The sequence below is a fragment of the Serratia sp. Je.1.23.a genome (genome assembly GCF_051129805.1).
Lineage (GTDB): Bacteria > Pseudomonadota > Gammaproteobacteria > Enterobacterales > Enterobacteriaceae > Serratia > Serratia liquefaciens.
This window is the reverse complement of record NZ_JBCPSR010000003.1, coordinates 430681-443348: the sequence shown is the minus strand read 5'-3', so window position 1 is coordinate 443348 and position 12668 is coordinate 430681. Positions and strand designations below refer to the sequence as shown.

13 protein-coding genes are annotated in these 12668 nt (G+C 55.8%); 8 read left to right on the top strand and 5 right to left on the bottom strand.

The features are described from left to right. Positions 1 to 308 precede the first annotated feature (308 nt). Positions 309 to 851, top strand: a complete 543-nt coding sequence (locus AAZT04_RS14340; protein ID WP_174574560.1) for an RrF2 family transcriptional regulator — start codon at positions 309 to 311, stop codon at positions 849 to 851. Between the two features lie 146 nt (positions 852 to 997). Further along, the gene (locus tag AAZT04_RS14335) at positions 998 to 2206 is read left to right on the top strand and encodes an NAD(P)/FAD-dependent oxidoreductase (RefSeq protein ID WP_020828063.1); all 1209 of its coding nucleotides are present in this window, start codon (positions 998 to 1000) and stop codon (positions 2204 to 2206) included. 105 nt (positions 2207 to 2311) lie between these two features. Here AAZT04_RS14335 and AAZT04_RS14330 read toward each other — a convergent pair whose 3' ends face one another. Beyond that, a complete protein-coding gene (locus AAZT04_RS14330) occupies positions 2312 to 2518 on the bottom strand; it encodes a DUF2767 family protein (RefSeq protein WP_020828062.1) in 207 nt (68 codons plus the stop codon). 29 nt (positions 2519 to 2547) lie between these two features. Further along, positions 2548 to 3003 carry an Lrp/AsnC family transcriptional regulator gene (locus tag AAZT04_RS14325; RefSeq protein ID WP_020828061.1) on the bottom strand — a complete coding sequence of 152 codons (456 nt, stop codon included), beginning with the start codon at positions 3001 to 3003 and terminating at the stop codon, positions 2548 to 2550. A gap of 200 nt (positions 3004 to 3203) precedes the next feature. Between AAZT04_RS14325 and AAZT04_RS14320 the strand changes: the two genes are divergently transcribed. After that, the gene (locus AAZT04_RS14320; RefSeq protein ID WP_261103981.1) at positions 3204 to 3821 is read left to right on the top strand and encodes a LysE family translocator; all 618 of its coding nucleotides are present in this window, start codon (positions 3204 to 3206) and stop codon (positions 3819 to 3821) included. 60 nt (positions 3822 to 3881) lie between these two features. On the opposite strand, the gene AAZT04_RS14315 is transcribed toward AAZT04_RS14320, so the two are convergent. Further along, on the bottom strand, positions 3882 to 4310 hold the full coding sequence (locus AAZT04_RS14315) for a TOBE domain-containing protein (RefSeq protein ID WP_260629892.1): 429 nt from the start codon (positions 4308 to 4310) through the stop codon (positions 3882 to 3884). Positions 4311 to 4661: 351 nt separating this feature from the next. Here AAZT04_RS14315 and AAZT04_RS14310 point away from each other — a divergent pair, with 351 nt between their 5' ends. The 3 genes from AAZT04_RS14310 (at position 4662) to AAZT04_RS14300 (ending at position 9334) form a co-directional block, all read left to right on the top strand. Continuing rightward, the gene (locus tag AAZT04_RS14310) at positions 4662 to 5747 is read left to right on the top strand and encodes a YncE family protein (RefSeq protein WP_262259503.1); all 1086 of its coding nucleotides are present in this window, start codon (positions 4662 to 4664) and stop codon (positions 5745 to 5747) included. A gap of 59 nt (positions 5748 to 5806) precedes the next feature. Beyond that, positions 5807 to 8005 (top strand): TonB-dependent receptor, encoded by a 2199-nt coding sequence (locus AAZT04_RS14305; protein WP_434680593.1) that lies wholly within the window; start codon positions 5807 to 5809, stop codon positions 8003 to 8005. A gap of 258 nt (positions 8006 to 8263) precedes the next feature. Next, entirely contained in the window at positions 8264 to 9334 is a 1071-nt protein-coding gene (locus AAZT04_RS14300; protein ID WP_020828056.1) for an AI-2E family transporter, read from the top strand. Between the two features lie 43 nt (positions 9335 to 9377). Here the strand turns inward: AAZT04_RS14300 and bcp are convergent, their stop codons facing one another. Beyond that, a complete protein-coding gene (gene bcp, locus AAZT04_RS14295; RefSeq protein ID WP_020828055.1) occupies positions 9378 to 9842 on the bottom strand; it encodes a thioredoxin-dependent thiol peroxidase in 465 nt (154 codons plus the stop codon). 2 nt (positions 9843 to 9844) lie between these two features. Next, positions 9845 to 10450 (bottom strand): glycine cleavage system transcriptional repressor, encoded by a 606-nt coding sequence (locus tag AAZT04_RS14290; protein ID WP_197022814.1) that lies wholly within the window; start codon positions 10448 to 10450, stop codon positions 9845 to 9847. Positions 10451 to 10560: 110 nt separating this feature from the next. On the opposite strand from AAZT04_RS14290, the gene dapA reads away from it, so the two are divergent. Together dapA and bamC are read left to right on the top strand one after the other, a co-directional pair. Continuing rightward, positions 10561 to 11442, top strand: coding sequence for a 4-hydroxy-tetrahydrodipicolinate synthase (dapA, locus tag AAZT04_RS14285; protein WP_020828053.1), 882 nt, complete (start codon positions 10561 to 10563; stop codon positions 11440 to 11442). A gap of 16 nt (positions 11443 to 11458) precedes the next feature. Then, entirely contained in the window at positions 11459 to 12511 is a 1053-nt protein-coding gene (gene bamC / locus AAZT04_RS14280) for an outer membrane protein assembly factor BamC (RefSeq protein ID WP_020828052.1), read from the top strand. The last annotated feature ends 157 nt before the right edge of the window (positions 12512 to 12668 follow it).

Here is a 12668-nt window from a genome sequence, read left to right as displayed (position 1 = left end):
GCCAAAACAATCAGTGCGAAAGCGTGTTGGCTCACAAAAATGCACGCATTGCGGCGCCCTGTCGGCAGATAACATCATAGTCAGCCGAAGACGACAAGGAAACTTCTGTTCGGCAATAATCAGACAGAATTGTTTGATTTTTCATTTCTGGATCTTCCCTTGATGATCAACGTCCTTGGGCCTCGTCGATGCCGCTTTTTCGCCACCCATAAAACAAAGACAAAGTTTGTCTGTGTTTTAATTGACAGAATAAACGTGGACTAATATAGTCTGCGTTATTGAATTCAAGAGTGCAGCGCAAACCCAATATGGCTTACATCACTACCAGCGTTGAATACGGCATCCACTGCTTGCTTTGGTTGGTCGGCGAGGATCAACGCGCGTTAAGCAGTCGCGATCTCGCGGAACTGCAGGGAATTTCACCCAGTTTCCTGGCCAAGATTTTCCCCAAGCTGGAGAAGGCGGGGATCGTCGCCGCCAGCGAAGGCGTGCGCGGTGGGTATCGGTTGGCCCGTCCGGCAGAGGAGATCACTTTCCTGGAGATTATCGATGCCATTGAAGGGCACAAGCCGTTGTTCGATTGTCAGGAAGTCCGCGGTCGCTGCGCGGTATTCGATGATAGCCCGCCTGACTGGGCCATATCAGGCAAGTGTGCGATCCATGCGGTGATGCTGCAGGCCGAAAAGGCCATGCGCGATGCGCTGGCGCTACAAACACTGGGCACTGTCGCCTCTCGTTTTGGGCGCAAGGCGCCGGAAGGGTTCTTTGGCGAGGTCAATATCTGGCTTGATGAACGCCTGAGCGAGCGTACGACTCGCAGCGGCAAGCCTGCTCGCGCCAAACCGCAATAACGCCCCCGTCATTTTTCTGATGCTTTTTACCCGCCTGTGTGCCACAGGCGGTCACCCTTCTGCACCCTTTTTCAGGGGGGCAGCGGTAAAACTCGCCTGAAAAATACGTCAGGCGCTCGACAACAGGTATTTGAAGGAGTCATTCCATGACGCAGAAAATAGTGATCGCCGGTTCTGGTTTTGCCGGGTTTTGGGCCGCTGTCTCCGCCATGCGAGCCGTAGCGCTTGCCGGTAAGGAACAGAGCGTTGAGGTGACGATGGTTTCGCCGACCCCGAACGTCACCATCCGCCCTAGATTGTACGAAGCCGTACTGGAAAATATGAGCCCGGACATTTCGGCACAGCTCGCTGCGATTGGCGTTCGTCATTTGGCCGGTCTGGTTGAGCAGATAGACGGAGAAAACAAGACGCTGGTGGTGGAGAGCGTCGAAGGGAAAAAACTTCAGTTGGCGTATGACCGGCTGGTACTGGCAACCGGTAGCAAACTGTTCGTGCCTGCGGTCGCCGGTTTTGCCGAGCATGGTTTTAATGTCGATACGCTGCAAAGCGCGCAACGGCTGGATGCCCATTTAAAAGCGTTGGCGACTCAACCTGAGACCCCGGCACGCAATACCGTGGTGGTGGTCGGTGGTGGGCTTACCGGGCTGGAAAGTGCTGCTGAAATGCCGATGCGCTTACGTGCCATTTTGGGCAACCAGGCCGATATTCGCGTGGTGATTGTCGATACGGCGGCCGAAGTTGGCGCCGGCATGGGGGCTGAACCTGCCGTGGTGATCCGCCAGGCACTGGAAGAATGTGGCGTTGAGTCTCGAGCCGGGGTTCGCGTTACGGCTATTGACGCAGGCAGTGTGACTTTGTCGAGCGGTGAGCGCATCGCCACCGATACGGTGATTCTGGCCGCCGGGGTACGGGCGCATCCATTAGTTGAGCAAATCCCGGGTGAGCGCGACAGTGCCGGACGTATTGTCGGTGATGCCTTCCTGCACGCGCCTGCGGCGGACGGCGTGTTTGTTAGCGGGGACACGGTCAAGGCAGCGACCGACGAGCTGGGCAATCACAACCTGATGACCTGCCAGCATGCGATGAGTCTGGGCCGTGTAGCGGGCCACAATGCCGCAGCGGAACTGGTAGGTTTGCCGCTGCACCCTTACAGCCAGCCAAAGTATGTGACCTGCCTTGATCTTGGAGCCTGGGGCGCGCTCTACACCGAAGGTTGGGATCGTCAGGTGCGCTTTACGCGTGAAGAGGGCAAAAAGATCAAACAGGAAATCAATACGCAGTGGATTTATCCACCGGCAGCGGATCGGCAGGCGTTGTTCGCCGTTGCCAATCCCGACTACGTGATTGTGCCCTGAATACCCTATGGGAGCGGAGACGCTCCCATTTTTTTCACCAGAACGGCAGCCCAGAGCGCGGTAATGACCTGGTAACACCCGTAAAAACAAGGTAACCGGCGCTACTTATCGCTCCAGCCACTCAATCGCCAATTCGCGCGCTTCATCCAAATTGACATCACGACCTTCGCGGGTAATCGCCGTTTTAAGCTCATTAATTACGTCCGCTTTTTGCGTTTCATGCTCTTCATTGGCCAACGCGAGAAAGGCATCGCCTACCACCGTGCATATACCGATGTACAAGGCCTTTGAGTCCTCGAAACCACTGTTCATAACTGTATCCTTCTGGATTTGATTGTGATCTACAACGGCAGAAAGGGCCGGTCCTGCACCACGCTTTTCATCACCAGCGTGGAGGTCAGGCGTTGAACGCCGGGCAGGGCGGAAAGCTGTTCGTCGTAAAGCCGCTGAAAAGCCGGTAAATCGCGGGCGATGACATGCAACAGGTAGTCGGGATCGCCGAACAATCGCTGCGCCTGGATAACCTGGGGAATATCCACCATGGCGTTTTCGAAGGCTTCAACAGCCTGGCGATCCCCTTCCCGCATGGTGACGAAAACCAGCGCGGAAAAGTTAAAGCCCAGACTGCCGGGATCGAGGTGAGCACGATAGCCTCTGATCACGCCAGATTGTTCCAACGCTCGCACCCTGCGGTGGCAGGGGGAAACGCTCAGCCCAATTCGGTCAGCCAGGTCGGTAACAGAAAGACGCCCATCAAACTGAAGTTCAGCAAGGATTTTGCGGTCAATCTTGTCCATTTGGAAAAATTTCCCTCAATTTGCGATTTATAAGCAAATAATTGAAACCACATTCTAACAACTTGGGGATATTCTTTTCAATAATTGAACAACTTTGGACATAAATGGCTTTTGGCCTGTTAACGCTGTCCAGCGGAGGAACGCGAAGTGATGAAATGGATAAGCCAGACTTTCGGATGTCGGTGGCGGGGGCGATATTTATGACGCTCGCCATTTTTGCGGCTTTCTGGGCCGTTTCGATTCTGTTCGTTATCACGCCGGGGTTGGACTGGGCGTACATCATCTCGGCCGGCATCCGCGGGCGGGTGGTGGTGCCTGCGGTAGTAGGATTGCTGTGTGGGCACCTTATCGCTATAGCGATCGTGGCGGCAGGCGTGGGCGCTTTGGTGACAGGCAGTCCTATGGCCCTCACGGCGCTCACCCTGCTGGGGGCAGGCTATCTGTTGTGGATTGGCATCAACATGCTGCGCCATCCCCCGACGCCGAGCGCCAGCGATGCGCAGGCATCCGGCTCCTGGCTGCGTTGGGCCGGCAAGGGCATTTGCGTCAGCGGCCTGAACCCCAAGGTATTCCTGCTATTTTTGGCTTTACTGCCTCAGTTCACCGATGCGGGTGCCAGTTGGTCGATCCCGAACCAAATTCTCGCGCTTGGCTTGTTGCATCTGATCAGCTGCGGGGTGGTTTATTTGATCGTGGGGTATGGCTCGCAGTCGGTACTGCAGACGCGCCCGCAGGCTGCACGGGTTGTCAGCCGTTTTTCCGGCGCGGCAATGGTGTTGATCGCCGTCGGGCTGCTTGTCGAGCAGGGAATAAAGTAACGTCTCAGGCAGTTGCCTCACTAAAAAGCCCGCCGATGCGGGCTTGAAAGGGTTTGGAAACTACGCCCTGACGGCAAGCAGCACGGAGGAGGCTTTGATCAGAGCGATGACACGGGCCCCGTTCTTCAACGCCATCTCCTGCAGGCTTTCATTGGTGATCACCGAGGTCAGTTTGAAACCGGCATCCGTTTTAATGTGCACGGTGCTGTTCACCGCCCCTTGCTCCACTGCACTGACTTCCCCGGCGAATTGATTGCGGGCGGAGAAACGCAGCCCGCAGTCTTCCGAAGCCAAAATAACCCAGGGGGCCTTAATCAGCGCCACCGCTTCCTTACCGGCGACCAGGCCAAGCGACTGCTGGCTTTGTACCGTCACAATAGCGACTAACTTCTCGCCGCCCGGCAAAGTGATTTCCACCTCGTCATTTACGGCGCCTTTAGCGACGGCAGACACGGTGCCGGATAACTGGTTACGGGCTGAAACTGACATAAATTCTCCTTGATCAGACATGAGGATGAGATGGCCTTACAGCATGACCACTTCCCGCCGCGTTTGCCAATGTCGCGAGATAATTCTGTGGGCGGCGGAGGGCATTCGCAGCACGACGTTTTCCCCTGTTCAAGATGACCAATTACATTTGCTCGCCAAAAAAGTAATGAGTATGATTATTATTCTCTTTGTTATTCGCAGCTAAGGCGGTCCAGCCGCCTGCGATAAAGTGAACCCCATTCACAAGGAAACATTGAGACGTACGGTGGGGCTCATTTCTCCTGTTGAGAAAGCCAAAAATAATCCGCAAGAGCCTCCACTCAATCAGTTTATATGGCCAAGGATTTCCTGATGAAGATGAAAGTTTCTGCGCTCGCCGTGGTGATGACCCTGGCGCTGAGCGGTTGCGTCGCCCCTAAGCAACACGCGGCTTCTCCAATTGCCCAACCTGTCGCTGCGGCGGCTCAATCTGCCGACAACGTGGTTAGACGCGATCTGGCGGATGGCCTGTATGAGATGGCGCTGTCGCCGGCGGGCGATGCCTTGTACGTGGCCAGTTCCGAAGGCTTTAAAGATGTGCAGGGCGGGGTGGTTTATAAGCTGGATGCGAAAACGCTGAAAACGCTCGGCGCAACCCACACCGATCTGAAAAACTTCGCCATGCAGATCTCCCCGAATGGCAAAACCCTTTATGTCACTAACTCCCTGGACGGTGGCATCAGCGCGATCAATACCGCCGACGGCAAAGTGAAAGGCCGCTTGCTGTTTAGCGAACGCAACGAGAAAGGGCTGCCGTATGGCGCGCGCCAAATTCTGCTGCACAAAGATACGCTATACGTAGGCGCGGTGGCCGACCCGGCGTTGATTTGGGTGGTGGACGCCAACACGCTGAAATTAAAAGCGCGGATCAAAAACACTGGCAAATGGATGACCGGCCTGCATTACTCGGAACAAACTCAGCGTTTGTACGCCGCGAACGGCAGCGGTGAAATTCTGGTCATCAACCCGAAAAACAACCGAATCGAAAAACGCTGGAAGCCACTGGGCGAGAAGCCGGCGCTGCTGCTTAACCTGGCGGAAGACAGCGAAACCGGGCGCCTGTTTGTGACCGACAATTCCAAAGCCAAAACCACGCTGGTGCTGGATATTCATAGTGGAAAACTGCTCAAGCAGCTGGATGTCGGCGACTCTCTGGCGGTGCTGTTCAATGCCAAACGCAATGAAATCTACCTCTCGCAGCGTGAGTCCGGCAAGGTGCTGAGCCTCAATGCCACGACCTATGCCGTGAAACAGAGCTGGGCGGTAACGCCAAATCCAAACAGCCTGCAGCTTTCCCCAGACGGCCAGGTGCTGTTTGTCACCGTCAAGCAACCCTTTAATAAGGATCACTCTACTCAGGGGCCGGACAGCGTCGTTCGCATTGATTTAAATAAATAAGCTCTATCGGCCCGGTAACGGGCCATTTTGTTCCACTTCTCCTCATACATGAGTGAATTATGCACAACACCAGTTCAACATCATTTCCGCAACGCCTGACGTTATTGGCGCTGGCCATCGGTGCGGTAAGCCAGGGCGCGCTGGCCGCTCCGGCAGAAAGCAGCAAAAAAAATCAGGAAGAAACCCTGGTGGTTCAGGCCACCAAAGAGAGCGATTTTAAAGCCGGCGGCGAAGATCTGGTTCCGGCTTATCTCGACGGACAAATCGCGCATGGCGGACGTCTGGGGATGCTGGGCGAACAAAAAGCCATGGACGTACCTTTTAACGTGGTCGGCTACACCGCGAAGCTGGTGCAGGATCAACAGGCGAAAACCATTGCCGATGTCATCAGCAATGACGCAGGCGTTCAGGCGGTGCAGGGCTACGGCAACTTCGCCGAAACCTACCGCATTCGCGGCTTCCAGTTGGATGGTGAGGACATGACCATGGGCGGCCTGTCGGGCGTGGTGCCGCGTCAGGTTATGGATACTCAAATGCTGGAGCGCGTGGAGGTGTTCAAAGGCGCTAACGCCTTGCTGAACGGCGTAGCCACCAGTGGGGTGGGCGGTATGATTAACCTCGAACCCAAACGTGCGGAAGAGACGCCTACCACGCAGGTGGGCATCGATTACACCTCTGACTCTCAGGTCGGCGGCAAGCTGGATGTAGGCCGTCGCTTCGGTGATGACAACCAGTTTGGCGCGCGGGTGAACCTGGTGCACCGCGAAGGTGAAGCTGCCGTCAACGACGACAAACGCCGTACCACGCTGGCCTCGGTGGGACTGGATTACCGTGGCGATCGCTTCCGCACTTCGCTGGATTTCGGCTACCAGAAGAAGACCTTCCACGGTGGAACCATGGGGGTCAACATCAGTGGCGTCGACTTTATTCCAGCCGTGCCGGATCCGACCAAAAACTACAGCCAGAAATGGGGCTACAGCGATATCGAAAACGAATTCGGTATGGTGAAGGCGGAATACGACCTCACTCAACGCTGGAAAATCTATACCGGGTTGGGCGCGCAGCATGCTCATGAAACCGGGCTCTACAGCGCACCCAAGCTGATCAATGCCAACGGCGACGCCACGGTAGGGCGTCTGGACACCAACCGCATTATCGATGCGTTCAGCGGCATGGCCGGGGTCAGCGGCGAATTCAATACCTGGGATGTCTCGCACAAGGTGAACCTGGGTTATTCTGCGCAAATCAAACGCGACAAAACCGCCTGGCGCATGTCGGCCAACAACCCGACGACCAATATTTATGACAATCAGGATGTGGCGGTGCCGGATAACGCTTACTTTGGCGGCAACTATTCCGATCCGTTAACCACCGCCCGTAATCGCACCCAGGGCTGGCTGTTCAGCGATACTTTGGGGTTCTTTAGCGATCGGGTGCTGTTTACCGCAGCGGCGCGCCATCAGAAAGTGGTGGTGCGCAACTACAGCAACGCCACCGGCTTGGAGGACACCTCGTCCCGTTATACCCAAAGCCGCTGGATGCCGACCTTTGGTCTGGTCTACAAGCCGTGGGAAGAAGTGTCGCTCTACGCCAACCACACCGAAGCTCTGCAGCCGGGGAGCAACGCGCCGAAGGAAGCCACGAACTTTGGCCAGAGCACCGGTATTGCCCGTTCCAAACAAAATGAAGTGGGGGTGAAGGTCGATTTCGAGCGCGTGGGCGGTTCGCTGGCGCTGTTTGAAATCAAGAAGCCTTCAGCCATGCTCAACAGCGAGAATTATTATGCGCTGGATGGCGAGCAACGTAACCGCGGCGTGGAACTGAACGTGTTCGGTGAGCCGATGCTCGGGTTGCGCCTTAACGGCAGCACCACCTGGCTGTCGCCTGAGCTGACCAAAACCAAAAATGGCACCAACGACGGCAAGGATGCTATCGGCGTTTCGAATTTCTATATGGTGATGGGCGCCGAGTATGACATCCAACCGGTGGAAGGCCTGACTGCGACCGCCAGGGTTCGCCATACCGGCTCGCAGTTTGCCGATGCGGCGAACACCAAGAAACTCGACAGTTACACCACGCTGGATCTCGGTGTGCGTTACCGGATGCGCATGAACGCGGATCAAAACACCATGGTTTGGCGCGTTGGCGTGGATAACGTCACCAACGAGAAGTATTGGTCCAGCGTGGAGAGCAACGGCACCTATATCTTCCAGGGGCAATCGCGCACCCTTAAAGCCTCGCTGACTTACGACTTCTGATCTTCTCAGGCCTGATGGCATAGCGGCGGTTTGACTCACCGTTAAACCGCCGCGACTTTCCCCGCGGTAAATCGATCGTTTTCTTTCCCCCGGTCTGTGCCGACAATCGCTGGATGGCAAAGGGGCGGCATGGTACAACCATACGCTGAATGCCCGGCCTTCAGCCTTTCCTCTTTTTGGCTTGGCCAGCGTAGGGTCAATAATACTTATTACAGGAACAGCAATGCCTGCCAGTCAAACCTCTAGGAGCCCTCTCTGATGCTGGAGATGTTATTACAGTGGTACCGCCGCCGCTTCACCGATCCGCAAGCCATCGCGCTGTTGGTGATCCTGCTCGCCGGGTTCCTCATTCTCTATTTTCTGCATGGTATTCTGACCCCGCTGCTGGTGGCCATCGTGCTGGCGTATCTGCTGGAATGGCCAACCGCGCGGTTGCAGCGCATCGGCTGTTCGCGAAATTGGGCGGCAAGCATGGTGATGATCCTGTTTGCCGGTATCGCGATGCTGCTGGTCTTCGTGGTGGCGCCGACCGCCTGGCAACAGGGCATCAACCTGATGACCGATCTGCCGGGCATGCTCAACCAGTTCTATAACTTCGCCGCGACGCTGCCGAAGCGTTACCCGGCGCTGGTGGATGCCGGCATCATCGACATGATGGCAGAGAACCTGCGCGGACGCCTGTCGGGCATGGGCGAGTCGGTGGTGAAATTCTCGCTGGCGTCGCTGGTAGGCCTGCTGACGCTGGCGATTTATCTGATCCTGGTCCCGATGATGATGTTCTTCCTGTTGAAGGACAAGGAACAGATGCTCAATGCCGTGCGCCGGGTACTGCCACGCAACCGTGGGCTGGCCGGGCAGGTGTGGATCGAAATGAACCAGCAGATCACCAACTATATTCGCGGCAAGGTGCTGGAGATGGTGATCGTCGGGGTGGCGACCTATCTGGTGTTCGCGGTTCTCGATATGCGCTATTCGCTGCTGCTGGCGGTGCTGGTCGGTTTTTCGGTGCTGATCCCCTATATCGGTGCGGTTCTGGTGACCATTCCGGTGGTGGTGGTGGCGATGTTCCAATGGGGTGTTGGCGCCGATTTTTGGACGCTGATCGTCGCCTATCTGGTGGTGCAGGGGCTGGATGGCAACCTGCTGGTGCCGATTCTGTTCTCTGAGGCGGTCAACCTGCATCCGCTGGTGATCATTCTGTCGGTGATTATCTTTGGCGGGCTGTGGGGTTTTTGGGGCGTGTTCTTCGCTATCCCGCTGGCAACCTTGGTGAAGGCGGTTATTCATGCCTGGCCGGACGAACTGCGGGTAGAAACGGAACAGGAATAAGCGTGGATAACGAAGCGCAGCAGGTCGCTGCGCTTCGTGAGAATTATTGTTTCAGGTAATCCAGAACGATGTCGTGATGATTGGTGGTCTTAAAATCATCAAACACTTTTTCAACCTTGCCTTTGGCGTCGATCAGGAAGCTGATGCGGTGGATGCCGTCATAGGTTTTCCCCATGAAGGTTTTCTCACCCCAAACGCCGAACTGCTGCGCCACCTGATGATCCTCATCAGACAACAACGTGAAGTTTAACAACTCTTTCTCGGCAAAACGCGACAGTTTCTCTGGTTTATCCGTGCTGATGCCCAAAACTTCGACACCCGCTTTTTTCAAGTCATCCATGTTATCCCGCAAACCGCAGGCCTGTACGGTACAGCCCGGCGTCATCGCCTTGGGATAAAAATAAACAAGCACTCGCTGTCCCTGGAAGTCGGCCAAATTAATTTCCTCACCGTCCTGGTCAGGCAAACTAAACTTCGGCGCTGTGTCACCGGCTTTCAATGGGCTCATCACTACTCTCCATCTTTCTCATCATGCTGTGGATAGTTCACAACGCTAATACTGCCTTGTGCTTTCAATTCTGTACATAGGCGATGAAAGGCTTGTTCAATATTTGAGGCATCCTGATTGCCGGGGCTGTGCGCGGTGATCTGGATATACAGCTGCGGCGGCAGGTCGCCTTCCGCAGGCTGGGTGCGCGATACCAGCTCGGCAATGTTCATCTGGCTGGAGTCGAACAAATCGGTAAAGCGTTCGATGATGTGCGGCGAGTCTTTCACCTCAACCTGCACCCACACCGTGGCCGGCATCGGTGGCCTTTCGTGTGAGTTGGTGCGCTTCATCACAATCAGCAGCTCCAGCTCCGCGCCTTTTTGCGGCAGGGTTGATTCGATCAGGGTAATGGCGTTCCAACTGCCGGAAAGCAGCATGATGAAAGTGAACTCTTCACCCAGCATGGCCAGACGGCTATCTTCGATATTGCACCCGCAGCTACTGACGTGGCGGGTGATGGCATTGACGATTCCGGGGCGATCGGCGCCGAGCGCGGTAATCACGAGATAGTGTTCATCTGGCTTAGGCAAAATGGAGCTTCCTGTCGTGCTCAATGGGGTTACCATGGTAAACATAAAAAAAACCGCCTGCCAAGCGCTTACAACGCCGTTGTTTGCTTGCTTTTGGATAGGCAGCAAAAGTACCATGAGTGACTTGTTTGTGGAGGGGACGGCCAATGTTTACGGGAAGTATTGTTGCACTGGTTACGCCGATGGACGACACAGGTGCTGTCGATCGCGCGAGCCTAAAAAAATTGATTGATTATCATGTAGCCAGTGGAACTGCGGCCATCGTTTCCGTAGGGACTACCGGCGAGTCCGCAACGCTTGCCCATGACGAGCACGTTGACGTGGTATTGCAGACGCTGGAACTGGCCGCAGGCCGTATTCCAGTGATCGCAGGTACCGGCGCCAACGCCACCGCCGAAGCCATTTCGCTGACCCAGCGCTTTGAAAATACCGGCGTAGTGGGTTGCCTGACGGTCACGCCTTACTACAACAAACCGACTCAGGAAGGGCTGTACCAGCACTTCAAGGCGATTGCCGAAAGCACCGCACTGCCGCAGATCCTCTATAACGTGCCTTCGCGCACCGGGTGTGACATGCTGCCGCCGGTGATTGCGCGTTTGGCAAAAATTAAGAATATTGTTGCTGTTAAAGAGGCAACAGGGAACTTAAGTCGTGTAAGTCAGATCCAAGTGCTGGTTGATGATGAAGATTTCATTTTGCTGAGCGGCGATGACGCCAGCGGTCTGGACTTCATGCAACTGGGCGGCAAAGGGGTGATTTCCGTGACGGCCAACGTGGCGGCGCGTGAAATGGCGCAGCTTTGCGCGCTGGCAGCACAGGGCGACTTTGCTGAAGCACGCCGCTTAAATCAGCGCTTGATGCCGTTGCATCAGGATTTGTTTGTAGAAGCAAACCCAATTCCGGTGAAATGGGCCTGTAAGGCATTGGGATTGATGGCAACCGATACGATGCGTCTGCCTATGACGCCGTTGACCGACGCTGCCCGTCCGGTAGTGGAACGCGCGTTGAAAAGCGCCGGTTTGCTGTAACTCTAAGGGAAATTTGATGGTTTATTCATTGCAAAAGTCGACGGTAGCAAAAGTCGTGGGTATTTCGCTGGTTATGATGCTGGCCGCCTGCACCACCGATCAGCGTTACAAACGCCAGGTGAGCGGCGATGAGTCTTACCTCGATGCGTCGGTGCTCAAGCCACTGAACGCACCAGCCGGTATGATCCTGCCGGTGCAAAGCGGTAATTATGATGTTCCGGCCACCACGCTGAAAGGCGGCGTCGGCAAGCAACTGGATATTCGTCCGCCGGTGCAGCCACTGGCGTTGCTGAGCGGTTCACGCGCGCAATATGCCGGCGACAGCGGTACGCTGCTGTTGGAAAACAACCCGCAGAACCAGAACCTGTGGTCGCGCGTTGTCAGCATGCTGCAGACGAAAAATATCGCAATCGCCTCACGTCAGGACGCCGGTCAGACGCTGACCACCGACTGGGTGAAGTGGAACCGTCTGGATGAAGACAACCAGTACGAAGGCCGCTACCAGATCAGCGTACAGCAGCAGGGTTACCAGCAGGCGCTGACGGTGAAAACCGTGGGCCTGCAGCAGCAGGGTAAAACCGAACAGATTACCGACCCGTCAGAAGTGCAGCGCTACAACGGCATGATGATGAACACCATCGTTGAAGGCTTGGACAAGCAGGACAACCTGGCAAGCAGCCAGACGGCCAACCGCTTCGGCGCGCTGGACGTGCAGAGCAGCGCCGATGACACCGGCCTGCCGATGCTGGTAGTGCGCGGCCCTTACACCGTGGTATGGGATCGCCTGCCTGCGGCGTTGGAGAAACTGGGGATGAAAGTGGGTGACCGCAGCCGTCCGCAGGGCACCGTCGCCGTCACCTACAAATCCCTGAGCGGTAGCGATTGGGATGCGTTGGGCGCCAAGGATCCTGAACTGAAAGAGGGCGATTACAAACTGCAGGTCGGGGACTTGAACAACCGCACCAGCCTGCAATTTATCGATCCTAAAGGGAAGCCATTGACCCAGTCGCAAAACGACGGCTTGGTGGCGGCCTTCCAGGCAGCATTCAGTAAAACCAGCGTTAACTGATTGAAAAGGGGCTACGGCCCCTTTTTCTTTGAACAATACGGTATCGTTTGCGTCGCAGTTTTGGCACAATATACCCATCATTTTTGAAGCTACAACCGTGTTGGCTACGTGTATTCGCCCTGTCACTTACTTGAGTAAGCTCGCGGGGAGTGCCGCA